Here is a 26,149-nt window from a genome sequence, read left to right as displayed (position 1 = left end):
ACACCGCACTCCGGGGGCCGCACTCCGGGGGCCGAGGGGCTTCCGGAACCGCACGTGTTGTTTCACACATCTTCACCGGATGGGGAACCGGCGCACCGGTGCAGATGTTCTTAAAGGGCAGACGTTCTTGAAGGGCAGTGCGGGCACAAGGCAGTGCGGGCACACAGTCACGGCGCTCAAGGTGACCTGCTCGGGGACTTTCGGGGTATTCGGCAACGATGGAGAAGCGTGTGATGACGGAAAGTAGGCGGCGCAAGGGCCTGATGGCTGCGTCCGCTCTGCTCGGCGGCGTACTGGTGCTGTCGGCCTGCAGTGGTGGGGACAGCAAGGCCGGCGGCTCTGACAGCGCGAAGAAGTCCTCGCAGAGCGCGGTCGACGCGGCGGCGGCGCAGGACACGTCCGACGCCCGAATAGCGATCACACCCAAGAGCGGTGCCGACAACGCGGGCATCAACAAGGACGCCAAGGTCGCCGTCACCTCGGGCAAGCTGACCCAGGTCTCGATGACCAGCTCCACGGGCACGACGGTCAAGGGCACCATCTCGGCCGACGGCGCCAGCTGGAAGCCGGACGCCCCGCTGGAGCGCTCGACCACGTACAAGATCGCTGTGACGGCCAAGGACGCCAAGGGCCGTCAGGCCCACGAGAACTCGTCGTTCACGACGGTCTCGCCCGCGCACAGCTTCATCGGCAACTTCACGCCCGAGGACGGTTCGACCGTCGGCGTCGGTATGCCGGTCTCGATCAACTTCGACAAGCCGATCACCAACAAGAAGGCCGTCGAGGACGCCGTCCAGGTGACGTCGAGCAGCGGCCAGGAGGTCGTCGGCCACTGGTTCAGCTCCACCCGCCTGGACCTCCGGCCCGACCAGTACTGGAAGGAAGGGTCGACCGTCACGATGAAGCTGGCCCTGGACGGGGTCGAGGGCGCCAGCGGCGTCACCGGCGTCCAGGACAAGACCGTCAGCTTCAAGATCGGCCGCAACCAGGTCTCCGTCGTGGACGCCGCCGCGCACACGATGAAGGTCACCCAGGACGGCAAGACGGTCAAGACCATCCCGATCTCGGCCGGCTCCCCCGAGCACACCACGTACAACGGCCAGATGGTGATCTCGGAGAAGTACAAGCAGACCCGGATGGACGGCTCCACGGTCGGCTTCACCAACGCCGACGGCAAGGGCGAGTACGACATCAAGGACGTCCCGCACGCCATGCGGCTGTCCAGCTCCGGAACCTTCATCCACGGCAACTACTGGGGTGCCAAGTCCGTCTTCGGCTCGGCGAACACCAGCCACGGCTGTGTCGGGCTCTCCGACACCAAGGGCGCCAACGACCCGAACACCTCGGCCGCGTGGTTCTACAACCACTCGCTCATCGGTGACGTGGTCGTGGTGAAGAACTCCCACGACAAGACGATCCAGCCGGACAACGGCCTCAACGGCTGGAACATGAACTGGTCGGCGTGGAAGGCCGGTTCGCAGGCCTGACCGGACCGGGCGCGAGCCCACCCCGTCCCCGTACGACGGCGGCCCCTCCCTTGCGGACGGGCCGCCGTCGGCGTTTCCCTTGCGGGGACGGGCCGCCGTCGGCGTTCCGGCTTCTCATCGGGCTCTCACACCGGCCTTATCCAGCCATCACGAGCGGGCCCTAATTTCACCGCATGTTCTTCACCTACCTCAGGCGCGAGCTGCGCCGACGCAGAAAGGCGGCGCTCGTCGTCGCCTCCGGGCTGGCCCTCGGGATTGCGCTGGTCATCGTCGTCAGCTCGGTCTCCGCAGGGATGGGCCAGGCGCAGGACAAGGTCCTGCAGTCCCTGTACGGCCTCGGTACGGACATGACGGTCACCAAGGCCGAGGCCCCCGCCGGGACCACCGGGGGCAACGCGCGGCCCAAGTTCCAGTTCGGAGCGAAAGGCAGCGGCGACGACTCGAAGCAGAGCAGCGACCGGGTGATGGTGCAGGGCTTCCAGACCCTGTCGTCGGCGACCGTCGGCAAGGTCGGCGAGCAGAACGGTGTCGCCGGAGCCGTCGGAGGGCTGAGCCTGAACGTGCTGAAGGTCAACGGCCAGTTCAAGCGCGGCGAGTACAAGCAGCGGGCGGGCGGCGGCACTGGCCGCCGGGGCGAGGGCGGCGGCGCCCCGCAGGGCGAGGTCCAGGGCGGCGGCGCCAACTTCGACGTCGACTCGTACACCGTGTACGGGACGGACGTGGCCCACCTCGGCCTGGGCCCGCTCACCTCATCGAAGATCACCAGCGGACGTACCTTCACCAGCGCGGAGTCCGACGCCAAGGTCGCCGTCGCCGACGCCTCGTATGCCAAGAAGAAGAACCTCAAGGCCGGTTCCACTGTGACCATCTCCTCGGTCACGTACAAGATCGTGGGCATCGCCACCCCCGACAGCGGGGACGCGGCGGCCAATCTCTATCTGCCGCTGAAGCAGGCCCAGACGCTCGCCGGTGCCAAGGACAAGGTCACCACGGTGTACGTCAAGGCCACCGACTCCCAGCAGATCTCCGGCGTCAAGTCCACGATCCAGAAGAACGTCCCCGGCACCACGGTCACTACGTCCGCCGACCTCGCGGACACCGTCTCCGGCTCGCTGTCCACCGCTTCCAACCTCGCCACCAACGTCGGCAAGTGGCTGTCGATCGCGGTCCTGATCGCCGCCTTCCTGGTGGCCGGTCTGCTCACCTCGTCGGCCGTCAGCCGCCGGGTGCGGGAGTTCGGCACGCTGAAGGCGCTGGGCTGGAAGAGCAGCCGCGTCACCCGCCAGGTCGTCGGCGAGGCACTGGTCAACGGGCTGCTCGGCGGGGTCATCGGGATCGCGCTCGGGCTGGCGGGCGCGTACATCGTGACCGCCATCAGCCCGACCCTGTCCGCGACGGTCGGCTCATCGGCCGGCGGCGGGCCCCGGGGCGGGTTCGGGGGCGGCGGCTTCGGCGGTGGCAGGCAGGCCGCTTCGAAGGCCCTCGACATCGCGCTCACCGCACCTGTCTCGGTCTCCATCATCGGCGTGGCGGTCGCCCTCGCCGTGGCCGGCGGACTCATCGCGGGCGGCTTCGGCGGCTGGCGCGCCTCCCGGCTACGCCCAGCGGACGCCCTGCGCCGCGTCGAGTAGTACCACCACCTACCTTCCGTACAGCAGGAGTTGAGACCGTTCCATGTACGAACTCAGCGGAGTCACCAAGCGCTACCAGCGCGGCAAGAAGAGCATCGACGCGCTCGCCGGCGTCGACCTGACCATCGAGGACGGCGGCCGGCTGGTCATCCAGGGCCCCACTGGCGGCGGCAAGTCCACCCTCCTCCAGATGCTCGGCGGCCTCGACCGGCCCACCGAAGGCAGCGTCGTACTGGACGGGGTGGACCTCGCGAAGCTCAGCGAGGCCAAGCTCACCAAGGTGCGCGCCCAGAACATCGGCTTCGTCTTCCAGTCCTTCAACCTGATACCGACACTCACCGCCCAGGAGAACGTCGAGACCGCGCTCGTACCGCTCGGCCTCAGGCCGTCCGAGCGGCGCGGGAGGGCGGCGGACGCCCTGGACTCCGTCGGCCTCGCCGAACGCTTCGGGCACCTCCCGTCCGAGATGTCGGGCGGTCAGCAGCAGCGCGTCGCCATCGCCCGCGCGCTGGTCAAGAACCCCAAGGTGCTGCTCGCCGACGAGCCGACGGGCAACCTGGACGAGGGGATGCGCGACGAGATCATGGAGGTGCTGGAAGTGCTCTGGAAGGAGCACGGGCTGACGTTCATCATGGTCACCCACGACACGGCGCTCGCCCGCAGGGCGCCCCGGGTCGCGACCATCCGCAAGGGCAAGGTCACCATCACCGAGAACGCGGCGGCTTAGGGTCTTTCGTTTGAATCATGCCCGGGTCCGCGTGGCGGCGCGGCGGGTCCGGCCTCCTCCGGCAGGCCGGACCTAACCTGTCGGCGGGCCGGCCGCGCGCGAGGCCCCGCACCGCTCGTATCCGCCGCACCCGCCGGGAGAGCCGCATGACCGTCGAGTACATCCGCTACCTGATTCCCGGGGGCCGGACCGCCGCGTTCGAAGCGGCCTACGCGCGGGCCGCCGTCCCGCTGGCCCGGTCCGAGTACTGCGCCGACTACGAACTGACGCGCTGCACCGATGAGCCGGCCGCCTACATCCTGCGCATCACCTGGACCTCGGCCGATGACCATATCGACCGCTTCCGGGGCAGCGAGGAGTTCCGGGCCTTCTTCGCCGAGATCCGGCCCTACGTCGAGCAGATCGAGGAGATGCGCCACTACGAGCCGACGGCGGTGCACGGCAAGGGCGCGGCGGTGCCCACCCTCTACGAGTGGGCCGGCGGTGGCGAGGCGCTGCGGCGGCTGACTGAGGCGTTCTACGTGCATGTGCTCAAGGACGGGCTCATCGGCCCGCTCTTCGCCGGGATGTCCGCCGACCACCCCGCCCATGTGGCCCTCTGGCTCGGCGAGGTCTTCGGCGGCCCCGCCGAGTACACCGAACACCACGGCGGCTACCCCGCGATGCTCGGCCACCACCTGGGCCGCAACATCAGCGAGCCGCAGCGCCGCCGCTGGATCTCGCTGCTGATGGACACGGCCGACGAGGTGGGGCTGCCGGACGACCCCGAGTTCAGGTCGGCGTTCACCGCCTATATCGAGTGGGGCACCCGGTTCGCCGTCGCCAACTCCGCGCCGGGCGCCGAACCGCCGCGCCGCGCGCCCGTACCGCACTGGGGCTGGGGGGTCGCGCCGCCGTACCGGCCGTGAGCCGGGCCGCCGCACCGGGTCGTGGCGATACGGTCCGCACCGGGTCGTGGCCGTACGGTCCGCACCGGGTCGCGGTGCCGCGCCTAGCGGCTGAGGTGCGGTGTCTCGTCCACGCCCCAGGACGCCAGCAGCCGCAGCGCCTCCACCGCGTCCGAGCCCGGTTCCGCGTGGTAGGCGATCAGGCTCTGCTCCTGGTCGCCCGGCAGATTCAGCGTCTCGTACGCCAGCGTCAGTGCGCCCACCAGCGGATGGTGCAGCCGCTTCACACAGTGCCCCTTGTCCCGCACGGTGTGCGCCGCCCACAGCACCCGGAACTCGTCGCTCTTGACCGACAGCTCACCCACCAGTGCGGACAGCTGAGGATCGTCGGGGAAGCAGCCCGCGAACAACCGGAGCGCGCTCACCATCTCGGCGGCCACACACTCCCACTCGGTGAACAGATCACGGGAGTTGGGATCGAGGAACACGATCCGCGCCATATTGCGCTCCTCGGCCGGCAGCGCCGTGAAGTCGCCGAACAGCGCCCGCGCCAGCCGGTTCGAGCCGAGGATGTCCATCCGCCGCCCCAGGACGTACGCCGGCACACCGTCCATCGCGTCCATCAGATGCTGCAGCTCGGGCCGCATCCGCTGGGGCCTGGCCGCAGCGGCCCGCTTCTTCCGCGGCTTCGGACCCGCCAGGTGCGTCAGATGCGCGCACTCCGCGTCCGAGAGCCGCAGCGCCCGCGCCACGGAGTCCAAAACATCGCTGGAGACATTGCTGCCGTGGCCCTGTTCGAGCCGGGTGTAGTACGCCACGGACACCCCGGCGAGCTGCGCCAGCTCCTCGCGCCGCAGCCCGGGAACCCTGCGGTGCCTGCCCAGCGCGGGCAGGCCCACGTCCTGCGGCTGGAGGCGGGCCCGGCGGGAACGGAGGAATTCACTGAGTTCGGCACGCTGGTCCATGCGTCCAGTATCCGTGGTCGTACGCGGACCATCCTGACCCTGCCAGTGGTACGCACGGCGGACGTAGGCACAGCAGGGAGACGGCAGGCTGTGTGTGAACGCTGAACCATCAGGCAGGCTGGGGCGACCACCGTATTTTTTCTGAGGAGAACGTTTCCGGATGACTGTCACCACCGTCGCCGCGTACGCCGCCCCCGCCCCGAAGGCCCCGCTGGAGCGCACCACCGTGCCGCGCCGGCCGGTCGGCGAGCACGACGTCCTGATCGACATCAAGTTCGCCGGTATCTGCCACTCCGACATCCACCAGGCCCGGGACGGCTGGGGCGAGGGCATCTTCCCGATGGTCCCCGGCCACGAGATCGCCGGAATCGTCGCGGAGGTCGGCCCCGGGGTCACCAAGTTCGCCGTCGGCGACCGGGTCGGTGTCGGCTGCATGGTCGACTCCTGCCGGGAGTGCGACAACTGCAAGGCCGGTCTTGAGCAGTACTGCGCCAAGGGCAACACCGGCACGTACAACGCCCTCGACAAGCAGGGTGAGCCCACCTACGGCGGCTACTCCACGCACATAGTCGTCGACGAGAACTACACCCTGCGCATCCCGGAGGGCATCGGGCTCGACGTGGCCGCGCCGCTGCTCTGCGCCGGGATCACCACATACTCGCCGCTCGCCCACTGGAACGCCGGGCCCGGCAAGAAGGTCGCCATCGTCGGCCTGGGTGGCCTCGGCCACATGGGTGTCAAGATCGCGCACGCGATGGGCGCCGATGTGACCGTACTGAGCCAGTCGCTGCGCAAGCAGGAGGACGGGCTGAAACTGGGCGCCGACCACTACTACGCCACCAGCGACCCGAAGACCTTCGACGAGCTGCGGGGCACCCTGGACCTGATCATCTCCACGGTCTCCGCGCCGCTCCCGCTCGACTCGTATCTGAGCCTGCTCAAGACGGACGGCGCGATGATCAACGTCGGCGCTCCCGAGGAGCCCGTCTCGCTCAACCTGTTCTCGGTCATCGGCGGCCGCAAGACCCTCGCGGGCTCCGGCATCGGCGGCATCCGCGAGACCCAGGAGATGCTGGACTTCTGCGCCGGGCACGGCTTCGGCGCGGAGATCGAGGTGATCGGCGCCGACCGGATCAATGAGGCGTATGAGCGTGTGATCAGCAGCGATGTGCGCTACCGCTTCGTGATCGACACCGCGACGATCTGACGTACCGCCGGGCTCCCCACTCCTCCGGGGCCGCGGTCCCGGCCCCGGAGGCGGACGCAGAACAGCAGAGCCCGCTCAGCCCACCAGCGCGCGGTACCCGGAGCCGAGCCGGTAGTCGCCCGGACGCCGCACCGTCAGCCCGGTCCACTGCCCGTGCCGGTGCACCGACCCGCCGCCGCTCGCCCGCAGCCAGGGCGAGTACGCGATCCGTACGGTCACCGTCCCCGGCCGCGGCACATGCACCACCAGCTTCGCGTCGCCGCCGCTCACGACGCTCGCGGGCGCCTCCACCAGCGGCGCCGCGCCGCGTACCCGGTAGATCCGCCAGTGCGCGTCGTGCCAGACCGGCTGGAGCCAGTGCGGCCGCGACCGTACGAGAGCGGCCTCGGCCTCCGCCGGGCCGTCGGGACGGCCGTCGTGCAGCACGACGTACCCGACGGCGAACCGGTCCAGCCAGGCCCGGTACGTGGCGGCGGTCAGCGACCCGTCGTAGAAGAGCCGCCCGCGCTCCACATCGAGCTGCCGGTTCCAGCCGCGGGCCATGTTCACGTGCGGGGCGAGCAGGGTGGCCTCGCGGTGGTTGCGCGCGGGCACCACCTCGACCCGGGTGCGGTCGGCGCGCAGCCCGTCCAGCGCGGTGACGACCCCGTGCGTGTCGGCGGCCCAGGCGGGCACGGTGGTGGAGACCCGCAGATCGTCGGCGGTCTTGTCGGCGAGCCAGTAGCAGTTGAGACAGAGCGCGGCGACCAGCACGGCGCACCGCACCCGGGTGCGCTCGGCGAGTACCGCGACCAGCAGCACCACCGGGCCCACCAGACCGACGAGCCGCTCCACGTTCGTCCCGATGGGCGAGGGGATCAGATACGTCAGGACGACGCCGACGCCGTACACCAGCGCGCTGCACCGCACGAGCCGGTGCCGCGCGGCGATTCCCAGCGCGGCGCACGCGACCAGCGGCATCCAGAGCTTCCCGGCGGCCATCGGCTGCTCGCCCTGGAACGGGAAGGCCAGCGTCGTCGCGGCGACCACCAGGAACGGCGGCAGCGCGAGCCCCAGCGCCCGGCGCCACTGCCGGTCGAGCAGCAGGGCCCCCGCGAGGACCACCAGGAACAGCCCGGCGACCGGACTCGCCATGGTCGCCAGCGCCGCGCACACGGGCGCCGCGACCCGGCGCTCGAGCCACACCACGGCGAGCAGCCCGATCGCCACCCCCACCGCGAAGGTGGTCCGGCCGGACGCGACGTTGCACCAGAGCGCGAGCGCACCGAGCAGGGCGGGCGCGAGCGGCCACCGCACACCGGTGCGTACGACGAGACGGGAGAGCACCCAGGTCCCGCCCAGCCCGGCCAGTACGGAGACGGTCCTGGCACCGCACCAGGCCATCAGATACGGCGTCAGCAGGCTGTAGTTGGCGGTGTGGGTCCCGCCGTACCAGAACAGGTTGTACGCCGACGCCGGATGCCGCGACGCGAAGCCGGCCCAGGCGAACTGGGCGGCCAGATCCCCGCCCCCGGTGGCCAGCACCGCCGCCCACACCGCGTACAGCGGAAGGACACAGCCGGTGGCCACCAGCGGCACGAACCACCACCGGCCGGAAGTCCGTCCGGAAGTCGCTCCGGAGCACCGCCCGGGCCGTGTGTTCCCCCCGGCGCGCAGCCTGACAACGCTCTCAGTCATCCCCACGGGGAAACCCTAGGGGGTGCGGCGCTCGAAGCCCCGGTGGTTCCCGGTCACTTCAGCGCGCTGCCCGCCGTCCACTTGTTCCAGGGGAGGTTCCAGCCGTTGATGCCGTTGTCCGGGGAGACGTTGCCGCCGCCCGCCGAGTTCTTGACGATGACCACGTCACCGACCAGCGAGTTGGTGTAGAACCAGCCGGCCGGGGTGGAGGTGTCCGTACCGCCCTGCGCGTCCCGCATCCCGACGCAGCCGTGGCTGGTGGCCTGCGCGCCGAACGTGCTCGGTGCGGCCCAGTAATTCCCGTGGATGAAGGTCCCCGAACGCGTCAGCCGCTGCGCGTGCGGCACGTCCGGGATGTTGTACTCGCTGCCGAGCCCGACCGTCGTGCTGTCCATCTTGGTCTGCTGGTACTTCTCCGAGATCACCATCGTGCCGTTGTAGGTGCCGTGGGCGGGGGAGCCGCTGGAGACCGGGATGGTCTTGAGCGGGCTGCCGTCGCGCTCCACGGTCATCGACTGCTTCGCCGCGTCCACGGTGGAGATCTGCGACCGCCCGACGGTGAACGAGAACGATTTGTCCTGCACCCCGTACACACCGGGGGAGACCTCGACGCCGGCCAGCTTCAGCCGCACCTCCACGACCGACCCGGGCGTCCAGTACTGCTTCGGCCGGAAGTCCAGCCGCTGCGGACTGAACCAGTGGCCCACGGCCTCCTCGCCGCCGCTCGACGTGATGCTGACGGCCGACTCGACGGCCTTCTCGTTCTTCACCGGTTTGTCGAGGTTGAAGGAGACCTCCATGCCGACACCGACCTTGGCGCTGGGCTCGGGGGTGAAGAACGCGATCACCGAATTGGCCTCGGAGACGGTGGTGAAGTGGGCGATCTTCGCCAGGGTCTTGCCGCCCGGGTCCTTGGCCTTCGCGGTGAGCACATACGGCGTGCCGCGGTCCAGACCCTTCCCGGGCCGCCAGGAGACCTTGGACGTGGCCATCTCACCCGGTACGGCCCGGCCGGTGTTCTGGTCCGTCAGAGTGACCGAGGTCAGGGTGCCGTTCTCGACGGCGGCCTGGATGTCCCCGGTATTGATGCCGACGTTCTTGGCTCCGTCCCCGGGTGTGGTGCTGATCCGGGCCCGGGGCGTACTCGTACTGGTGGGCTGCGGGGTCTTCGTACCGCCGCTGCCGCCGGACCCCGCGGAGCAGGCGGCGAGCGCCAGCGCTCCGATACTGAGCAGGGCCAGGAGTACGGCCCACCGGATCCGAGTGCGGCTGATCGGTATCAAAGCTCTCGCCTCCACTGCGACGAGGAAGGGCGGCCAGGCGAGTTGCCCGGACTTGGCGCGTCCTGTCGGCGTTCGGTTGCCTTTCGGCTGGCTTTCTGTCTGCAGTCTGCGGCAGCTGACGCGGAGTGACACTTCTGGTTGCGCCTACCGGGGGGTGCGTCCGCCCCGGCGGGACTGTCAGTGGCAGCCGGTACGGTCACGGATTCCGGGCGGTCGTCGGCCCGGACCAGCCCGGCAACACCGACAGGGAAGGCGCCCCACCATGGAGTTCCGTACCGACCGCAGCACCTTCGCGGAGACCGTGGCCTGGGCGGCCCGGGTGCTCCCGGCCAGGTCGCCGATGCCCGTGCTCGGCGGGCTGCTCCTGGCGGCGGAAGGCCCCACGCTGCGCGTCTCGGGCCTCGACTACGAGGCGTCGGCCTGCATCGACGTGCCGGTGGACACCGTGCGGCCGGGGAAGGCTCTCGTCATGGGGCGCAGGCTGCTCGACATCTGCCGGGTGCTGCCCGACGGGCCGGTCGAGTGCGCGGTCGAGGCGTCCCGCTTCACGGTGACCGGCGCCGGAACCAGCTTCGGGCTCTCCCTGCTGCCGCTCGGCGACTACCCGGCCCTCCCGGACCTCCCCGAGCTGCGCGGGGTGGTGGACGCGGCCGAGTTCGCGGCGGCGGTCGCGGATGTCGCGGTGGCCGCCGGCCGCGACGACGGCCTGCCGGTGCTGACCGGGATCAGGGTGAGCCTGGAGGGCGGCACGATGACGCTGGCCGCCACCGACCGCTACCGCGTCGCGGTGCGCACGCTCGGCTGGGAACCGGACTCCGGCGCCGCCCCGGCCGATGTCGTCGTACCGGCCCGCCGCCTGGCCGAGATCGCCCGTTCCCTCAGCCGTACGGGGACGGCCCGGGTGGCCCTGGGAGACGGCTCCATCGGTTTCGGCAACGCCGGGATGCGGACGACGGTGCGTCTGCTCGACGGCCGGCTGCCGCGCCACGACAAGCTGTTCACGATGGAGAGCCCGGTCGTCGCGGTGACGGAGCGCGCCCCGCTGCTGGAGGCGGTCCGACGCGTCGCGGTGGTCGCCGATGGCGAGAGCCCCGTACGCCTGGACTTCTCACCCGGAGCGGTCCATCTGCACGCGGGCTACGAGGACGACGTGGCATCGCAGCGCCTGCCGGCCCGCCTGGACGGTGCCGACGACATCACGGTCGCCTTCAACCCGGCTTATCTGACGGACGCGTTGAGCGCCATGGGCAGCCACTCCGTACGGCTCGACCTGCTCGGCCCCGGCCGGCGGGCCCTGCTGACCGGTCTCGCCGCCCCGGACGCCGAACCTGACGTGTCCCACCGGCACTTGCTGATGTCGGTGAAGCCGCTGGTGTGACCGGGGGGCCGGTACGGCGATACGGGGCGGTGCGCGACCGGGCTCCGCCCCTTGCCGCCGGGCGCTGCTCAGCGTCCTCAGGCGTCCGCCGACGGGGCCTTGGCCACACCGATCGGGCAGCTCACGCCCGTCCCGCCGATCCCGCAGTAGCCGGCCGGATTCTTGTCCAGGTATTGCTGGTGATACGGCTCGGCAGCGTAGAACTCGCGCCCCTCGGCCGGCTGGATCTCCGTCGAGATCGTGCCGTACCCCGAGCCCGTCAGGACCTGCTGGTACGCCTCGCGGGACGCGGCCGCCGCGGCGGCCTGGGCCGGGGAGTGGGTGTAGATCGCCGAGCGGTACTGGGTGCCCACGTCGTTGCCCTGGCGGAAGCCCTGGGTCGGGTTGTGGGACTCCCAGAAGATCTTGAGCAGGGTCGTGTACGGGACGACCTCCGGGTCGAAGACCACCCTGACCGCTTCCGTGTGACCGGTGAGGCCGGAGCAGACCTCCTCGTACGCCGGGTTTGCCGTGGAGCCGCCCTGGTAGCCGACGAGCGTCGTCCAGACGCCCTCCGTCTGCCAGAAGATGCGCTCGGCGCCCCAGAAACAGCCGAGGGCGAAGTCGGCGGTCTCCAGGTGCGCGGGGTACGGGCCGGCCAGCGGACTGCCCAGGACCGTGTGGCGGGCGGGCAGCTCGAACTCCGGGGTGTCCCGGCCCTTCAGGACCTGGTCAGGGGTGGGGAGCTGGGGGGTGCGGTTCAGGAACATCGGCTGCGGCTCCTCGGGGAGTATGGGTGCACCCCGTGCAACGCACGGGCCCCGGTCAGGATTCCTGCCGGTCGTCGGACGACGTCCTGCGCTCCAGCCACGCCGCCGTCTTCCTCCTGGACCGGAGCCAGAAGTAGACGCCGAAGCCGATCAGGACCAGCGGTATGAGGCGTGTCATCGGGCTCGCTCATTCCTCTTCGGGTTCCCGCGTGCGGGTGTGCGGTGCGGGTCTGCGCTGCGGCTGGGCGGCGCGGGGTGCCGTGCGGTGTGCCGTCAGCCTACTCAGCGGGGGAGGGTGGCCGGGCTGCCGCCGTTCGCCTCGTACCCCGCGACCGCCAGCGCCCGGTACACCGCGTACACGGCGGCCGGGTCCTGGTCGAGCGTCCACGGCAGCGCCCCCACATGGCCGTCGATGCGGACCAGCTGGTTCATCGCCTCCGACCAGCGTTCGGACCGGACCAGGAAGAGCACCAGCAGATGCCGTACGTGCGCGAGCATCGGGTCGTCGGCGCGGGCCGTGTGCACCGCGTGCATCGCTCCCTCCACCGCCCTGGTGACGACCGCACTCTGGTAGAAGCTGCGCACCAGCGTGACCTCGGGCAGGTGCTCGTACACGGCGAAGAGCGGGAGCGCGGCGAGCAGCGAGCCGCGGGGCGCGCGGGCCGCCGCCGCGTGCGCGAACTCGTCGGCCCGGTCCCGGGAGCCGTGCCACTTCTCGCACCAGTAGTGCAGTGCGGCCAGATGCGCCCCCAGGTGCTCGGGGGCGCGGTCGATCACCTTGGCCCACAACTCCTCGAACTGCGGCTCGGGGTAGGCGAGTCCACGCCCGACGGCCAGCTCCACGATGTACGGGACGGGGTCGCCGGGGGCGAGCAGCGCCGCTTCGCCGCAGACGGTGTGCGCCTCCTCCAGGAGGATCCGGAAGTCGTCAGTCCGGGCGTCGCCGGGTGACTCGGAGCGCCATGCCTGCTGCACCAGGAAGGCGGCGTGCACCTGGGCCGCGCCCGCGTCCTTGGGGGCCTCGGAGCGCCAGTTGCGCAGCCAGGCCCCGCCGACGCCGGGCCGCTGCGACAGTTCGAGCGAGGCCGCCCCCGCGAAGGCCTGCACCCGCTGCCAGCGCACTTCGCCCTGCGCGGCCGTATCCGCCAGCAGCTTGGCGGCGGGCCGCCAGTTCTGGGTGTGCTGCACCACCTCCAGCACATCGAGCAGATCCTGGTCCGGACCCGGCAGCCGGATGTCCAGCTCCTCCTGGCGCAGGAACCCGTAGGCGTCGGGGTCCGCGGCGTCCGGGGAGCCGGGCAGCACCTGGTGGATACCGCCGCGTCCGCGCAGCAGGAACGGGCCGAGCACTGCCGCGAACATGCACACCGCGAGCAGGAACCAGAGAATCTCCATGAGTCAAGCGAACCAGACACGACCGACATCTGACCACTACCCTCGGTGCTCATGAGCGACGAGCACAGCGTGCACCAGAATTTCGAGACCCTCGCCATTCACGCGGGGAACACCGCCGACCCCCTCACCGGTGCGGTCGTGCCTCCCATCTACCAGGTCTCCACGTACAAGCAGGACGGCGTGGGCGGGCTGCGCGGCGGTTACGAGTACAGCCGCAGCGGCAACCCGACCCGTACCGCACTCGAGGAGAACCTGGCGGCCCTGGAGGGCGGCCGGCGGGGGCTCGCCTTCGCCTCCGGCCTCGCCGCCGAGGACTGCCTGCTCCGTACGCTGCTGACGCCGGGGGACCACGTGGTCATCCCGAACGACGCGTACGGCGGCACCTTCCGGCTGTTCGCGAAGGTCGTGTCCCGGTGGGGCGTCGAGTGGTCGGTCGCCGACACCTCGGACCCGGCGTCGGTGCGGGCCGCCATGACCCCCCGTACCAAGGTGATCTGGGTGGAGACCCCCTCCAACCCGCTGCTCGGGATCACGGACATCGCGGCGGTCGCCGACGTTGCGCGCACGGCCGGTGTGAAGCTCGTCGTCGACAACACCTTCGCCAGCCCCTACCTCCAGCAGCCGCTCGCGCTCGGCGCGGACGTCGTCGTGCACTCGATGACCAAGTACATGGGCGGCCACTCGGACGTGGTCGGCGGTGCGCTGGTCGCCAACACCGACGAGATCGGTGAGGAGTTGGCGTACCACCAGAACGCGATGGGCGCGGTCTGCGGGCCGTTCGACGCCTGGCTGGTGCTGCGCGGGATCAAGACGCTCGCCGTACGGATGGACCGGCACAGCGAGAACGCCACCCGGATCGCGGAGATGCTCACCCGGCACCCGAAGGTCAGCGGCGTCCTCTACCCGGGGCTGCCCGATCACCCCGGCCACGAGATCGCGGCCAAGCAGATGCGGTCGTTCGGCGGGATGATCTCCTTCCGCGTCAGTGGCGGCGAGGAGGCGGCGGTCGCGGTCTGCGACCGGGCGAAGCTGTTCACGCTGGGTGAGTCGCTCGGCGGGGTGGAGTCGCTGATCGAGCACCCGGGACGGATGACGCACGCGTCGGTGGCCGGTTCGGCGCTGGAGGTTCCGGGGGACCTGGTACGGCTTTCGGTGGGCATCGAGTCGGCCGACGACCTGCTCGCGGATCTTCAGCAGGCACTGGGCTGACAGCTGCCGGGCCTGGATACGGGTGGTTGCCGGCCCCCAGCCACCCGCGTCCAGGCCGCCCCCGCTTCTCAGTAGCCCTCCACCGGCGGGGTCGTCCGGGCCGGGGGCGGCGCCCACGGCTGGGTCAGCGTCGCCCACACCACGAACACCACGAGCACTGTCGTCAGCAGCAGCCACACCACTCTCCGGGCCACCGTGCGGCGGCGCCGAATCCGGGTGCCGCGCTCCGCCGCGCGGAGCGCCAGGTCGGCGGGGACCGGCGGATGCGGCCCCTTCAGCATCCGCCGGACCATCTCCTCCTTGCGGTCCGGCAGGCTCATGGCGTCGCCACCTCGGGCAGCCGGGGCGCGGCCTGCTGCGGGGTACTGCGCAGGGTCGCCGTCGCATGGCCGCAGATCGCCCGGACCCGCTCGGCAGGCAGCCCCACCGCAGCGGCGACCTGTTCCTCGGCGATCCCCTCGTACAGCCGCAGCACCACGATGAGGCGCTCCTGCGGACTCAGCCGCCCCAGTACGCCGCCGCCCGCCGGGTTCGCAGGGCCGGGTCCGGCCGCCCGTCCCGGCAGGCGGCCCAGCAGCTGCGGCCGGTGGTGGCGCCAGGCGCTGTGGGCGAAACGGGCCGCCAGCTCCTGACGGGTGTGCTCGTACGGGTCGTCGCCGTGCAGCCGGTCCCAGTGCGCGTACGTATGGGAGAGCGCCGCCAGCAGCAGCCGCCGCGCCCGCGGGGTGTCGCCCGCCGGCTCGGCCGTCAGCAGTACGGCCGCATGGAGGAGCCGTCCGGCCGCGCCCGCGACGAAGGACTCGAACTCCTCGTCGCGGCGGCGTTCCCGTGCTGCTGTCCGCTCCCGCACAGTGCCTCCCTGCTCTCATCTGAGAGCAGGCCGCGGCACCCGGTCAAGAGTTCGGCGCGCCCGGCTCCTGGGGGCCTGCCGTACGGGTGGAGAGCGACGAGTTGAAGCGGGTCAGCAACGTGCAGAAGGATTCACGGTCCTCCTGCGTCCAGCCCTCGGTGACCTGGGCCATCAGCTCACGCCGCGAGGAGCGCACCTCTTCCAGGCGGGTCTCGCCGCGCGGGGACAGCTGCAGGACGACCGCACGCCCGTCCTCGGGGTGCGAGGTGCGCTTGACCAGACCGGTGTCGACGAGCGGGGCGACCTGCCTGGTCACTGTCGAGGAGTCGATGCCCATGCTGGCGGCCAGCGCCTTCACCCCCATCGGACCTTCCCGGTCCAGCCGGTTGAGCAGCAGGTAGGCCGCGCGGTCCATCGAGTTGCGCATCTGGCCGACGCCTCCCATCCGGGTCTGCTCGGCGCGACGGGCGAAGAGGGCCACCTGGTGCTGGAGGGCATCGAGGAAGCCGGGGTCGATATCAGAAGTCATGTCCTGAGAAAGGGGCATGGCCGGGGGCTCTCTTCGTGCGGTGGAAGGACAGTGGGGGACAGAGTACGCGGCCCGGAGCGGGCCCGTACCTGCGCTGCTTCAACCGTTGCGAACATGACGGCCGAGCCGTTGCCGGGCCGTCGGCTCCGGCGGCCGGGACGGCGCCGAGCTGCGAGACTTGGCGCCATGAGCTTCGGTACGTCACACCCCCTGCCGCCGCTGATCCTTGACGACGTCCTCGGAGCACAGAAGATGCTCTCCGGGGTGTCACGGACGACGCCGGTCGAGGGCAGCAGACATCTCTCGCGTCTCGTCGGGTCACCGGTCCGCTTCAAGTGCGAGAACCTCCAGCGGACCGGTTCGTTCAAGCTGCGCGGCGCCTATGTGCGGATCGCCGGGCTGACCCCCGAGGAGCGCGCGGCCGGGGTCGTCGCTGCCAGCGCGGGCAACCACGCGCAGGGCGTCGCGCTCGCCTCGTCGCTCCTGGGGGTGCGCTCCACGGTCTTCATGCCGATGGGCGCCCCGCTGCCGAAGGTCGCCGCGACCCGTGAGTACGGCGCCGTGGTCCGGCTGCAGGGGCAGGTCGTCGACGAGACCCTCGCCGCCGCCCAGGAGTACGCGCGGGAGACGGGCGCCGTCTTCATCCACCCCTTCGACCACGCCGACATCATCGCCGGGCAGGGCACGGTGGGCCTGGAGATCCTGGAGCAGTGCCCCGAGGTGCGGACGATCGTCGTCGGGATCGGCGGCGGGGGGCTGGCCGCGGGCATCGCGGTCGCGGTGAAGGCGCTGCGGGCCGATGTGAAGGTGATCGGCGTGCAGGCGGCGAACGCCGCCGCGTATCCGCCCTCGCTCGCCGAGGGGCGCCCGGTGTCGATCGACGCGATGGCGACGATGGCCGACGGCATCAAGGTGGGCCGCCCGGGGGACGTGCCGTTCGGGATCATCCGGGATCTGGTGGACGAGGTCCGTACGGTCTCCGAGGACGAGTTGTCCAGCGCGCTGCTGCTCTGCCTGGAGCGGGCCAAGATGGTCGTGGAGCCGGCCGGTGCCAGCCCGGTCGCCGCGCTGCTGAGCGACCCCGGGGCGTTCGAGGGGCCGGTGGTCGCGGTGCTGTCGGGCGGCAATGTGGACCCGCTGCTGATGCAGCGCATCCTCACGCACGGGATGGCGGCCGCGGGCCGCTTTTTGTCGCTGCGGCTCCGGCTGACCGACCGCCCCGGAGCGCTCGCGACGCTGCTGCGCGTGCTCTCGGTGGCCGACGCCAACGTGCTGGATGTGAGCCATGTGCGGACCGATCCGCGGCTCGGCCTGAGCGAGGTCGAGGTGGAGCTGCACCTGGAGACGAAGGGCCCCGAGCACTGCACCGAGGTCGGCGCCGCACTGCGGGAGTCGGGGTACACCGTCATCGGGTGAGGCCGACGGGAGCGGGTCGGCAGTGCGGGAGGCCCCCCACGGCGGGGGACCGCTGTGGGGGGCCTCCCGCACTGCCGGATCTGCCTGGTTCCACCGGAAAACGAGGAAACCTCTACTGAGACGCGATACATCGCGTTACTGTGTGGCGTGCGTCACCGCCGGAGGGGCGGTCTGGCTGCGTCAAATTTACGATGTGTCCGTAAAAGTGCCCAAAAACGCAACTTGGGGGAGCCCACATGCCTGGCGCCATTTACGCCGAGGGTCTGGTGAAGACCTTCGGCGACGTACGAGCACTGGACGGTGTGGATCTCGATGTGCCGGAAGGTACGGTCCTCGGCCTGCTCGGGCCCAACGGCGCCGGCAAGACGACGGCCGTCCGGGTCCTGACCACCCTGCTGCAGCCCGACAGCGGGCGGGCGGTCGTGGCGGGGACAGACGTACTCAAGCACCCCACGGAGGTGCGCAGGTCGATCGGTCTGTCCGGGCAGTTCGCCGCGGTCGACGAGTACCTCACCGGCCGGGAGAACCTCCAGATGGTCGGGCAGCTCTACCAGATGTCCGGACGCGACGCGAAGCGGCGTGCGGTCGAACTGCTCGACCGTTTCCACCTCGCTGACGCGGCCGACCGCCCCGCCAAGACGTACTCCGGCGGGATGCGCAGGCGGCTCGACCTCGCCGCCGCCCTCGTAGTGTCGCCGCCCGTGATGTTCATGGACGAACCGACCACCGGGCTCGACCCCCGGAACCGCCAGCAGCTCTGGGAGGTCATCCAGGACCTGGTGGCAGGCGGTACGACGCTGCTGCTCACCACGCAGTACCTCGAGGAGGCCGACCACCTGGCCCACGACATCTGCGTCATCGACCACGGCAAGGTCATCGCCCGCGGTACGTCGGACCAGCTCAAGGCGCGCACGGGCGGTGAGCGCGTCGAGGTCGTGGTCCACCGGCCCGGCCAGATCGGCCCCGCCCGCGAGGTGCTGGCCGCCCTGGGCAAGGGGGATGTCGCCGTCGCGGAGCACACCCGGAAACTGACCGTCCCGGTGGCGGGCGGCGCCAAGCTGCTCGCCGAGATCATCAGGGACCTGGACGGGCGAGGCGTCGAGATCGACGACATCGGGCTGCGCCGCCCCACGCTCGACGACGTGTTCCTCTCGCTCACCGGTCATGTGGCCGAGGCGGAGAACGGGACCGACCCCGGCCCCGGTGGCGGAGGCAGCACCCCCGCAGGCCGCACCCGCTCAGACCGCACCCCCGCGGGCAACGCAACCACGAGCGTCGAGGAGGCCGGCGAATGAGCGCCGTCACGGATGCCGCACCCAAGCCGCTCGCCCCGCGGCCGCGCGGCGGGATCATCCAGTCGGTCAACGACTCCCTGGTGATCGCGAAACGCAACCTGATCAGGATGACCCGTATCCCCGAGATCGTGGTCTTCGGCCTGGTCCAGCCGATCATGTTCGTGGTGCTCTTCAGCTACGTGTTCGGCGGGTCCCTGGTCGTCAACGGCTCGACCAGCGCGGTGGGTTACCGCAACTTCCTGATGGCCGGCATCTTCGCCCAGACCGTCACCTTCGCCACGGCCGGTGCCGGGGCGGGCATCGCCGACGACATGCACAAGGGCCTGATCGACCGGTTCCGCTCGCTGCCGATGGCCCGGGGTGCGGTGCTCACCGGACGTACGATCGCCGACCTGGTCCAGACGGCGCTCACCCTGGTGGTGCTGGCGATCGTGGCCGTGCTCGTCGGGTGGCGCACCCACGAGAACATCGGGAAGGTACTCGGCGGCTTCGGACTGCTGCTTCTGCTGGGGTACGCCTTTTCCTGGATCGGCGCGCTGATCGGCCTCTCGGTCCGCACACCGGAAGCGGCCACATCGGGCGGGCTCGTCTGGCTCTTCCCGGTGACTTTTGTCTCAAATGCGTTCGTGTCGACGGCCATGATGCCCGGCTGGCTGCAGCCGATCGCCGAGTGGAACCCCTTCAGCGCGACCGTCCAGGCCTGCCGGGTCCTCTTCGGCAACCCGGGCGTGTCGACGTCCGACGCCTGGCCCATGCAGCACCCGGTCTGGGCCTCGCTGATCTGGTCGCTGGTCATCTTCGCGGTCTTCCGCACCCTGGCGGTCCGCAAGTACCGCTCGGCAGCGGTCTGACCCGTACCGCCTGCGCGGTCGCGTACCGCCTGCACGACTGAGCCCCCGGCCGCGGTGCGCGGCCGGGGGCTCATGCGGTGCCCTGTATCCGGGTCAGTCCTGGATCAGCCCTGGATCAGCCCTGGAACGGCTCGGCCTTGAGGATCTTCACCGTGGCCGTCTTGCCGTTCGGCAGTTCGTACTCGGCGTTCTCGCCGACCTTCTTGCCGATCACGCCGGTGCCCAGTGGGGACTGGGGGGAGTACGTCTCGAAGTCCGAGCTCGCGTACTCGCGGGAGGCGAGCAGGAACGTCATCGTGTCGTCCTCGTCGCCGTCGAAGGCGATCGTCACGACCATGCCGGGAGCCGCTTCGCCGGAGTCCGCGGGGGCCTCACCGACCTTCGCGTGTTCGAGCAGCTGGGTCAGCTGGCGTACGCGCAGCTCCTGCTTGCCCTGCTCCTCCTTGGCCGCGTGGTACCCGCCGTTCTCGCGCAGGTCACCCTCCTCGCGGGCGGCCGCGATCTTGGTGACGATCTCCGAGCGTGCGGGACCCGACAGATACTCCAGCTCAGCCTTCAGCTGGTTGTACGCCTCCTGGGTCAGCCAGGTGACGTTTTCGCTGGTCTGGGTCACTGGTGCTCCTCGTAGGTACCGGAAATACAAAGCATCGCCCTACCCAGAAGGATGTGCCTCCAGGGGCGGGCGAAACCACGAGCCTAACAATTCAAGAGCCGAAGGGGGAGGACCGAAGCGTCGGGACTGGTCCGGAAGGGGCCCGCCGGGCGGGTCAGGAGGTGGTCTGGCAGCCGACGAGCTCGACGCTGGTGGCCCTGGACGTGGTCCGCACGGTGACGACCTGGTCGATCCGGGTCTTCTCCTGGTCGAACCTGGCGTCCTTGCGGCCGACCTCGTCACCGTCGGTGGCCCGCAGGCGCAGGGTGCAGGTCCCGTGGAGTCCGGCGTCCTTGCGGACCTCCAGATGGACGTCGACCGCGTGGTCCGACGCGATGCTCCAGGCGATGACCTCGCCGCTGACGGACTTGCCGCCGAGGGACTCGAAACCGAACCAGCCGACGACCCCGATCGCCACGGCGCCGAGCACGGCTCCGGTGATCTTCAGCTTGCGGTCCGCGCGCTGGTCCGCGGAGCGGCCGTAGCGGCCCTCGGGAAGCTGTTCGCCAACCGCCGTCATGATCGTTCCTCCAGTGCAGGGGATCCCGGAATTTTCCGACCCCTCAGTCGGTCACTATAGAAGCCGCCGATTGCGACGAATCACTGAGGATCCTGTCTTGACTGAGCAGCTTCGCCTGATGGCCGTCCACGCCCACCCCGACGACGAGTCGAGCAAGGGTGCGGCGACCATGGCCAAGTACGTGTCCGAGGGGGTGGACGTGCTGGTCGTGACCTGCACCGGAGGCGAGCGCGGCTCCATCCTCAATCCCAAACTCCAGGGCGACGCCTACATCGAGGAGAACATTCACGAAGTCCGTAAGAAGGAGATGGACGAGGCCCGCGAGATCCTGGGCGTCGACCAGGCCTGGCTGGGTTTCGTCGACTCGGGCCTGCCCGAGGGCGACCCGCTGCCCCCGCTGCCCGAGGGCTGCTTCGCGCTGGAGGACGTCGACGTGGCCGCGGGGCGGCTGGTGAGGCTGATCCGGGAATTCCGGCCGCAGGTCATCACCACGTACGACGAGAACGGCGGATACCCGCACCCCGACCACATCATGACCCACCAGGTCTCGATGGCGGCGTTCGAAGCGGCCGCGGACACCGAGAAGTACCCCGAGGCCGAGTTCGGCCCTGCCTTCCAGCCGCAGAAGCTCTACTACAACCAGGGCTTCAACAAGCCGCGCACCGTGGCGCTGCACGAGGCGCTGCTGGCGCGCGGCCTTGAGTCGCCGTACGCGGAGTGGCTGGAGCGCTGGAAGCAGTTCGAGCGCGCCGAACGCACTCTGACCACGCACATTCCGTGCGCGGACTTCTTCGAGATCCGGGACAAGGCGCTCATCGCGCACGCCACGCAGATCGACCCCGACGGCGGCTGGTTCCACGTCCCGATGGAGATCCAGCGGGAGGTCTGGCCGACCGAGGAGTACGAGCTCGCGAAGTCCCTCGTGCCGACATCCCTCCCCGAGGACGACCTCTTTGCGGGCATCCGGGACAATGCCTAGTTATGAGCGCTAGCCAGGCATTGACGCACCTCGTCCCTCTGGCCGAGGTCGACGACAACAAGGTGACTCCCGGGCTTCTCGGCTTCCTCGTCTTCGCGGCCCTGGCCGTGGGGGTGTGGCTGCTGATGAAGTCGATGAGCCGGCACATGGGCCGGGTGGCCTTCAAGGAGGCCCCGGAGCAGGAGCCGGTGACACCGGCCGGGAGCGAGAGCAAGCAGAAGCAGGGCTGAGGGGCTGGGGCTTCCGGGCCCGGCCCCGCGTACGGCCGAGCCTGTACGGCCCGAGCGGGTAAGGCCCCAGTGCGTACGGCCCGAGTGCGTACGGCTCCTGCCGTACGCACTCGGGCCTGTCGCGATGCCCGCAGGCTACGGCCGTGCCGCCGTCACCGGTACGCCCATGATCTCGCGGGCGTCCCGGCCCGGCACCATGCCGAGCAGCCAGGCCTGCCAGCCGTCGTCCAGCGACACCTCGCGCTCCAGGATCAGGGCGTACGCCTCCGCGCACTCGGTGAGACCGGGGTCGCGGGCCGGGTGCTCCGCCCGGATCAGCCGGGACAGCTCCTCCGCCGCAACCGCGGTGCCCACCTCCGAGCCGCCCGGCGACGCGTACGGCAGCAGTGTGCAGCGCAGGAAGCGGGCCCAGTCGCCGCCCCTCCCGTCGTCGTACGTCGCGAAGAGCGCCGCCGCCTCGTCGCAGAGCTGGAGCGCCTGGGCCGCGCGGTCGTTGCCCGCGTCGATCAGGGCCAGTTCCAGACAGGTCCACGCCTCGCCGTGTGCCACACCGATACGGTGGAAGTCGGTCCGCGCGTCGGCCAGCAGCTGGCGGGCGAAACCGCTGTTGCGGAGGTTGCCCGTCTGCGCCGCGCGCTGGTCGCGGGTGACCCGCCCCGAGTGGTGGCGGGCGCAGGCCAGCCCGTACACGTCGCGCATCCGCGAGAACATCGTCCGGGCCCGCTCCAGCTCCCGTACCGCCTGGTCGCGGTCGCCGCGCTCCTCCAGGGCCTGCCCCAGGTAGTAGAGCGTCCAGGCCTCGCCCCGGGCGTCCTCGTTGTCCCGGTGGCGGGAGAGCGCCTGGCGCAGCTGGTCCACCGCGACCGGCGCGTCACCGTCGACCAGCCTGGCCCGGGCCAGCTGGGTCATCGCCCAGGCCTCGCCCCGCCCGTCCCTGGTCTGCCCGTACGCGTCGAGCGCCGTCCGCAGCTCCTCGTCCGCCCGCGCCACGTCGCCCAGGCGCAGACAGAGCTGGCCCAGCTGGAAGTGCGTCCACGCCTCGCCGTGCAGCGAGTCGCTCTCCTGGTGCAGGGTGAGCGCCGTCGAGAGCAGCGTCAGCGCCTCCGGCAGATTCCCCAGATCGCGCTCAACCGCCGCCAGCGCGTGCAGCGACCAGGCGCGGTCCGCAGCCAGCTCCGGCCCGGCCTGGAGCGTGATCGCCTCCCGCAGCCGTGCCGCCGCCTCCGTCAGATTGCCCTGGTGGTGCAGGGTGATGCCGAGCGAGCAGAGCGCCAGCGCCTCGCCCGCACCGTGCTGCGCCTCGTGGTAGAGGTTGACGACCGAGGTCAGGGTCGTACGGGCCTTGTCCAGCTCGCCGAGCTGGCGGGCCGCGATCCCCGTACGCCACTGCACCGACCTGGCGAGCAGCCCCTGCCCGACGGCCTGCGTCAGCTCGCTGATCTCACCCAGCCGGTAGAGGTCGCCCCGCAGCAGGCAGTAGTCGCAGAGGGCGCCCAGCAGATGCAGCACCACGTCCTGGCCGACGCCCTCCGCCTGGCGCAGCGCGGAGGTGATGAAGCTCGACTCCTCGTCCAGCCAGCGCAGCGCCGCGTCCAGCGAGGTGAAGCCGTGCGGCCCGAACTGGCCTGCCCGGGTGGAGAGTTTGCCGTCCACCAGCCGGATCACCGCGTCCGCGAGCTCGGCGTAGCTCTGGATCAGCCGCTCCTGCGCCGCCGTGCGCTCCTGCGGCTGCTCCTCGTCATCGAGCCGGGCCTGCGCGAAGGCGCGCACCGTGTCGTGCAGCCGGTAGCGGCTGCCGCGCACATGGTCGATCAGGCCGGCCCTGGACAGCAGGGTCAGCAGCCGCCGCGCCTCCTGGTCGTCGGTGTCCAGCAGCGCGGCGGCGGCCGCCGCGCCCAGACTGGCGCGCCCGGCCAGCGCGAGCCGGCGCAGCAACCGCCGCCCCTGCTCGGGCTGGTCGCTGTAGCGCAGCGCCAGTGCCCGCCCGACCGGGTCGAGCTGCCGGTACGTACCGAGGTGCGCGGCGAGTTCGCGCGTCGACCGCAGGCCGAGCGAGGAGCCCGCCACCCGCAGAGCCAGCGGCAGACTGCCGCACAACTCCGCGACCAGACCGGTCGATTCGGCATCGTACGGGCTCTCCGGCTCCTCCGCGGTCTCCCGCAGCAGCTCCTCCGCACCCGCCGCGTCCAGCGCCTCCACCGGCAGCTGGTGCACCCAGGCCCGGATGTCACCGGGCAGTTCGAGCGGGACACCCGACGTCACCAGGACCAGGCTGTCCGAGCGCTCCGGCACCAGGGCGCGCACCTGGGCCGGGTCCGACGCGTCGTCCAGTACGACGGTGACCGCCAGCTCGGTCAGATGCTGGTGGTACAGCTCGCTCAGCCGCTTCAACTGCTGCTCCGGCGAGGAGCGTTCACGGAAGAGCAGCTGCTCGCGCGGGGCGCCGAGCCCGTTCAGCAGATGGAGCAGTGCGTCCCTGGTCGAGAGGGGCGCCTCGTCCCGGGTCGCGCCGCGCAGGTCGACCACGCAGGCCCCGCGGAACTGGTCCTTGAGCTGGTGCGCCGCGCGGACGGCGAGGGTGGTGCGCCCCGAGCCCGGGGCACCGTGCAGCACCACGACCGTCGGCCGGGTCTCGGTGGAGGCCCGGGCGGCGTGTACCCACTGGGCGATCTGCGCCATCTCCGTCCGGCGTCCCGCGAACGGCCCGTCAGCCACGGGCAGATGGCTGAACGACTGGTCGAGCGTGGACCGCCTGCGCGCCGCCGCGCTCTTGTCGGTGCCGCGCAACTGCGGCGGCACCGTGCTCTTGGGCTTCTTCTGGTTCTGGGGCACGGCGAGCATCCGCTGCTGGTCCAGGTACGGGCGGATGCCCCGTACCTCCAGCGCGGTCAGCCATTCGAGCCGCAGCTGCTCGGTCCCGCCGGGCTGCCCCTGGGCGCCGGCTCTGCGGTGGGCCGCGGGAAAGTGCGCGGCGGTCACCCTGGCGACGGTGGCGGCGGCCCCGGCGACGGCGACGACCACGCCCGAGCCGACCGCGGTCCCGCCGCCGGTGCCGAGGGCGAGGTCAGCGCCGCACGCGGCGATGGCGGCAACCACGGTGACCAGCACGGGCGTTGCCAGGGACGCGCGGTTGAAGTCCGCGGACAGTGGGTGCTGTTCGGCCTGCGCCGCGTCGAGTGCGCGGGTGTACGCGGCGTACTCGTCGGATGCGCTCTTGGCCAGCGAATCGAGCGCACCGCGCCCCCGCGCCAGCAGCGTCCCCGCGTCGGCCCGGCCACCCGCCCGCCGCACCTCCTCCTCCACGGCGCGCGCCAACAGCCGCTCCGCTTCCGCCCGATGGCCGTCCCGCATGTGCATTCCCCCTCCGGGATACTCCGTTCGGAATGCAAGTCTCCTTCGCGGGAGGCCCGAACGCGAGGAAACCGGGCCGCGGTCCGGGAAACGGCACCGGTTCCGCACGGCACCGACGTGTGCGGTCAGCGCCGGGGCCGCGCAGCCAGTGGGTGACGATCCCGATGAAGGCCCCGGCCGCGCAGTGGGCGCGCACTTCGACGGCCGGTGTGTCGGGTGCGCCGACGCCTGCCCCGGCCAGCTGTAGGCCGACCTGCTGGGCGATCAGGTGGTGCAGCCGGTTGATGAAGCGAGCCGAACCGCACGGACCGAGCATCCGGCGGTACAGCTCGGTGCGCCTCGACGTGGTGGAAGATCTCGACGAAGGCCCCGGGCATCTCCCGGAGCAGCGCGGGTCCGTACCAGCCCGTGCTGGGCTCCCCGTCCCGGTCGATCAGCAGGCCGTACTCGATCGCGCGGAGCACCGCCAGGGTGCGGTTGGGGCAGTTCAGCTTGGCCAGGACGTCGCCGACCAGCCGTCTGACGCCGTGCTCGCCGCCGCGGAGATGCGGATCGACGCCAGCCACCGGCTCGGCGACCACGCAGGCACCCTCGCCGAGCTCCGCGCGCTGCGCGACACCCAACCCGCTGCGCGAGGGCCTCTGGGAGAAGGAGATGACCGCTCTCCTGGAGTGCGGCCGGCGCGCCGACGCCCTCGACGTGTACCAGCGTGCCCGCCGCACACTCCAGGAGGAACTCGGTCTGGAGCCCGGCAGCACCCTGCGCAATCTCCAGCAGCTCATCCTCACCGACGGCACAGCCGCAGCCCACCCCCGCTCAGCCCACAGCCGGAAGCCGATCATGGCGCGTTCACGTCGATGGGCGGGCGACGGGCGCCGCTG

Annotated in this window: 24 protein-coding genes and 1 pseudogene; 13 read left to right on the top strand and 12 right to left on the bottom strand. The window is 71.0% G+C overall.

Annotated elements, in window-relative coordinates; translation table 11 throughout:
- Positions 1-218 precede the first annotated feature (218 nt).
- From OG452_RS12150 to OG452_RS12135, 4 genes are all read left to right on the top strand, one after another.
- Entirely contained in the window at positions 219-1,487 is a 1,269-nt protein-coding gene (locus tag OG452_RS12150; protein ID WP_327295643.1) for a L,D-transpeptidase, read from the top strand.
- Positions 1,488-1,660: 173 nt separating this feature from the next.
- The gene (locus tag OG452_RS12145) at positions 1,661-3,118 is read left to right on the top strand and encodes an ABC transporter permease (protein ID WP_327295642.1); all 1,458 of its coding nucleotides are present in this window, start codon (positions 1,661-1,663) and stop codon (positions 3,116-3,118) included.
- Positions 3,119-3,161: 43 nt separating this feature from the next.
- Complete coding sequence (locus OG452_RS12140; RefSeq protein WP_327295641.1) at positions 3,162-3,845, top strand: ABC transporter ATP-binding protein; 684 nt, start codon at positions 3,162-3,164, stop codon at positions 3,843-3,845.
- Positions 3,846-3,991: 146 nt separating this feature from the next.
- Positions 3,992-4,753, top strand: a complete 762-nt coding sequence (locus OG452_RS12135) for a group II truncated hemoglobin (RefSeq protein WP_327295640.1) — start codon at positions 3,992-3,994, stop codon at positions 4,751-4,753.
- A gap of 83 nt (positions 4,754-4,836) precedes the next feature.
- On the opposite strand, the gene OG452_RS12130 is transcribed toward OG452_RS12135, so the two are convergent.
- Complete coding sequence (locus tag OG452_RS12130; protein WP_327295639.1) at positions 4,837-5,697, bottom strand: helix-turn-helix domain-containing protein; 861 nt, start codon at positions 5,695-5,697, stop codon at positions 4,837-4,839.
- Positions 5,698-5,857: 160 nt separating this feature from the next.
- Here OG452_RS12130 and OG452_RS12125 point away from each other — a divergent pair, with 160 nt between their 5' ends.
- Positions 5,858-6,904 carry an NAD(P)-dependent alcohol dehydrogenase gene (locus OG452_RS12125; RefSeq protein ID WP_327295638.1) on the top strand — a complete coding sequence of 349 codons (1,047 nt, stop codon included), beginning with the start codon at positions 5,858-5,860 and terminating at the stop codon, positions 6,902-6,904.
- 75 nt (positions 6,905-6,979) lie between these two features.
- Here OG452_RS12125 and OG452_RS12120 read toward each other — a convergent pair whose 3' ends face one another.
- Positions 6,980-8,482, bottom strand: coding sequence for a hypothetical protein (locus tag OG452_RS12120; protein WP_327295637.1), 1,503 nt, complete (start codon positions 8,480-8,482; stop codon positions 6,980-6,982).
- Positions 8,483-8,634: 152 nt separating this feature from the next.
- The gene (locus tag OG452_RS12115; RefSeq protein ID WP_327295636.1) at positions 8,635-9,864 is read right to left on the bottom strand and encodes a L,D-transpeptidase; all 1,230 of its coding nucleotides are present in this window, start codon (positions 9,862-9,864) and stop codon (positions 8,635-8,637) included.
- 262 nt (positions 9,865-10,126) lie between these two features.
- On the opposite strand from OG452_RS12115, the gene dnaN reads away from it, so the two are divergent.
- Positions 10,127-11,242: a DNA polymerase III subunit beta gene (gene dnaN, locus OG452_RS12110; RefSeq protein WP_327295635.1), complete on the top strand. Its 1,116-nt coding sequence runs from the start codon at positions 10,127-10,129 to the stop codon at positions 11,240-11,242.
- A 77-nt stretch (positions 11,243-11,319) separates the two neighbouring features.
- Here the strand turns inward: dnaN and msrA are convergent, their stop codons facing one another.
- From msrA to OG452_RS12095, 3 genes are all read right to left on the bottom strand, one after another.
- Positions 11,320-11,991 carry a peptide-methionine (S)-S-oxide reductase MsrA gene (msrA, locus tag OG452_RS12105; RefSeq protein ID WP_327295634.1) on the bottom strand — a complete coding sequence of 224 codons (672 nt, stop codon included), beginning with the start codon at positions 11,989-11,991 and terminating at the stop codon, positions 11,320-11,322.
- A 55-nt stretch (positions 11,992-12,046) separates the two neighbouring features.
- Positions 12,047-12,169: a hypothetical protein gene (locus tag OG452_RS12100; RefSeq protein ID WP_327295633.1), complete on the bottom strand. Its 123-nt coding sequence runs from the start codon at positions 12,167-12,169 to the stop codon at positions 12,047-12,049.
- Between the two features lie 104 nt (positions 12,170-12,273).
- Entirely contained in the window at positions 12,274-13,386 is a 1,113-nt protein-coding gene (locus OG452_RS12095) for a hypothetical protein (RefSeq protein ID WP_327295632.1), read from the bottom strand.
- Positions 13,387-13,437: 51 nt separating this feature from the next.
- Here OG452_RS12095 and OG452_RS12090 point away from each other — a divergent pair, with 51 nt between their 5' ends.
- Positions 13,438-14,595 (top strand): cystathionine gamma-synthase, encoded by a 1,158-nt coding sequence (locus tag OG452_RS12090; RefSeq protein ID WP_327295631.1) that lies wholly within the window; start codon positions 13,438-13,440, stop codon positions 14,593-14,595.
- A 68-nt stretch (positions 14,596-14,663) separates the two neighbouring features.
- On the opposite strand, the gene OG452_RS12085 is transcribed toward OG452_RS12090, so the two are convergent.
- Genes OG452_RS12085 through OG452_RS12075 form a run of 3 tightly spaced genes read right to left on the bottom strand, consistent with a single transcriptional unit; the run spans position 14,664 to position 15,992 of the window.
- A complete protein-coding gene (locus tag OG452_RS12085) occupies positions 14,664-14,915 on the bottom strand; it encodes a hypothetical protein (protein WP_327295630.1) in 252 nt (83 codons plus the stop codon).
- Positions 14,912-15,445, bottom strand: a complete 534-nt coding sequence (locus OG452_RS12080; protein ID WP_327295629.1) for a sigma factor-like helix-turn-helix DNA-binding protein — start codon at positions 15,443-15,445, stop codon at positions 14,912-14,914. The genes OG452_RS12085 and OG452_RS12080 overlap by 4 nt, the downstream gene beginning before the upstream one ends.
- Positions 15,446-15,488: 43 nt before the next feature.
- Positions 15,489-15,992 (bottom strand): MarR family winged helix-turn-helix transcriptional regulator, encoded by a 504-nt coding sequence (locus OG452_RS12075; RefSeq protein WP_327295628.1) that lies wholly within the window; start codon positions 15,990-15,992, stop codon positions 15,489-15,491.
- A 168-nt stretch (positions 15,993-16,160) separates the two neighbouring features.
- Between OG452_RS12075 and ilvA the strand changes: the two genes are divergently transcribed.
- From ilvA to OG452_RS12060, 3 genes are all read left to right on the top strand, one after another.
- Complete coding sequence (ilvA, locus tag OG452_RS12070; protein ID WP_327295627.1) at positions 16,161-17,390, top strand: threonine ammonia-lyase; 1,230 nt, start codon at positions 16,161-16,163, stop codon at positions 17,388-17,390.
- Between the two features lie 236 nt (positions 17,391-17,626).
- Entirely contained in the window at positions 17,627-18,685 is a 1,059-nt protein-coding gene (locus OG452_RS12065; protein WP_327295626.1) for an ATP-binding cassette domain-containing protein, read from the top strand.
- Positions 18,682-19,536 carry an ABC transporter permease gene (locus tag OG452_RS12060; protein ID WP_327295625.1) on the top strand — a complete coding sequence of 285 codons (855 nt, stop codon included), beginning with the start codon at positions 18,682-18,684 and terminating at the stop codon, positions 19,534-19,536. The genes OG452_RS12065 and OG452_RS12060 overlap by 4 nt, the downstream gene beginning before the upstream one ends.
- Before the next feature lie 115 nt (positions 19,537-19,651).
- Here OG452_RS12060 and greA read toward each other — a convergent pair whose 3' ends face one another.
- On the bottom strand, positions 19,652-20,149 hold the full coding sequence (greA, locus tag OG452_RS12055; protein WP_327295624.1) for a transcription elongation factor GreA: 498 nt from the start codon (positions 20,147-20,149) through the stop codon (positions 19,652-19,654).
- 154 nt (positions 20,150-20,303) lie between these two features.
- Positions 20,304-20,708: a DUF4307 domain-containing protein gene (locus OG452_RS12050; RefSeq protein WP_327295623.1), complete on the bottom strand. Its 405-nt coding sequence runs from the start codon at positions 20,706-20,708 to the stop codon at positions 20,304-20,306.
- Between the two features lie 97 nt (positions 20,709-20,805).
- On the opposite strand from OG452_RS12050, the gene mca reads away from it, so the two are divergent.
- Both mca and OG452_RS12040 read left to right on the top strand, forming a co-directional pair.
- On the top strand, positions 20,806-21,687 hold the full coding sequence (mca, locus tag OG452_RS12045; protein ID WP_327295622.1) for a mycothiol conjugate amidase Mca: 882 nt from the start codon (positions 20,806-20,808) through the stop codon (positions 21,685-21,687).
- A gap of 2 nt (positions 21,688-21,689) precedes the next feature.
- Entirely contained in the window at positions 21,690-21,917 is a 228-nt protein-coding gene (locus tag OG452_RS12040; protein WP_327295621.1) for a hypothetical protein, read from the top strand.
- Between the two features lie 135 nt (positions 21,918-22,052).
- On the opposite strand, the gene OG452_RS12035 is transcribed toward OG452_RS12040, so the two are convergent.
- Positions 22,053-25,268 carry a tetratricopeptide repeat protein gene (locus OG452_RS12035; RefSeq protein WP_327295620.1) on the bottom strand — a complete coding sequence of 1,072 codons (3,216 nt, stop codon included), beginning with the start codon at positions 25,266-25,268 and terminating at the stop codon, positions 22,053-22,055.
- Positions 25,269-25,676: 408 nt separating this feature from the next.
- Here OG452_RS12035 and OG452_RS35410 point away from each other — a divergent pair.
- Positions 25,677-26,042 (top strand): annotated as a pseudogene (locus OG452_RS35410) (BTAD domain-containing putative transcriptional regulator); the annotation flags it as partial.
- Positions 26,043-26,149 lie beyond the last annotated feature (107 nt).

Source organism: Streptomyces sp. NBC_01197, assembly GCF_036010505.1.
GTDB lineage: Bacteria > Actinomycetota > Actinomycetes > Streptomycetales > Streptomycetaceae > Streptomyces.
The sequence above is the reverse complement of the archived record's forward strand: the minus strand, read 5'-3'. Positions and strand labels throughout refer to the sequence as shown.

Coding starts and splice junctions, on each gene's coding strand:
- OG452_RS12150 (WP_327295643.1), top strand. CDS start 219: ATGGAGAAGCGTGTGATGACGGAAAGTAGGCGGCGCAAGGGCCTGATG.
- OG452_RS12145 (WP_327295642.1), top strand. CDS start 1,661: ATGTTCTTCACCTACCTCAGGCGCGAGCTGCGCCGACGCAGAAAGGCG.
- OG452_RS12140 (WP_327295641.1), top strand. CDS start 3,162: ATGTACGAACTCAGCGGAGTCACCAAGCGCTACCAGCGCGGCAAGAAG.
- OG452_RS12135 (WP_327295640.1), top strand. CDS start 3,992: ATGACCGTCGAGTACATCCGCTACCTGATTCCCGGGGGCCGGACCGCC.
- OG452_RS12130 (WP_327295639.1), bottom strand. CDS start 5,697: ATGGACCAGCGTGCCGAACTCAGTGAATTCCTCCGTTCCCGCCGGGCC.
- OG452_RS12125 (WP_327295638.1), top strand. CDS start 5,858: ATGACTGTCACCACCGTCGCCGCGTACGCCGCCCCCGCCCCGAAGGCC.
- dnaN (WP_327295635.1), top strand. CDS start 10,127: ATGGAGTTCCGTACCGACCGCAGCACCTTCGCGGAGACCGTGGCCTGG.
- msrA (WP_327295634.1), bottom strand. CDS start 11,991: ATGTTCCTGAACCGCACCCCCCAGCTCCCCACCCCTGACCAGGTCCTG.
- OG452_RS12100 (WP_327295633.1), bottom strand. CDS start 12,169: ATGACACGCCTCATACCGCTGGTCCTGATCGGCTTCGGCGTCTACTTC.
- OG452_RS12095 (WP_327295632.1), bottom strand. CDS start 13,386: ATGGAGATTCTCTGGTTCCTGCTCGCGGTGTGCATGTTCGCGGCAGTG.
- OG452_RS12090 (WP_327295631.1), top strand. CDS start 13,438: ATGAGCGACGAGCACAGCGTGCACCAGAATTTCGAGACCCTCGCCATT.
- OG452_RS12085 (WP_327295630.1), bottom strand. CDS start 14,915: ATGAGCCTGCCGGACCGCAAGGAGGAGATGGTCCGGCGGATGCTGAAG.
- OG452_RS12075 (WP_327295628.1), bottom strand. CDS start 15,992: ATGCCCCTTTCTCAGGACATGACTTCTGATATCGACCCCGGCTTCCTC.
- ilvA (WP_327295627.1), top strand. CDS start 16,161: ATGAGCTTCGGTACGTCACACCCCCTGCCGCCGCTGATCCTTGACGAC.
- OG452_RS12065 (WP_327295626.1), top strand. CDS start 17,627: ATGCCTGGCGCCATTTACGCCGAGGGTCTGGTGAAGACCTTCGGCGAC.
- OG452_RS12060 (WP_327295625.1), top strand. CDS start 18,682: ATGAGCGCCGTCACGGATGCCGCACCCAAGCCGCTCGCCCCGCGGCCG.
- OG452_RS12050 (WP_327295623.1), bottom strand. CDS start 20,708: ATGACGGCGGTTGGCGAACAGCTTCCCGAGGGCCGCTACGGCCGCTCC.
- OG452_RS12040 (WP_327295621.1), top strand. CDS start 21,690: ATGAGCGCTAGCCAGGCATTGACGCACCTCGTCCCTCTGGCCGAGGTC.
- OG452_RS12035 (WP_327295620.1), bottom strand. CDS start 25,268: ATGCGGGACGGCCATCGGGCGGAAGCGGAGCGGCTGTTGGCGCGCGCC.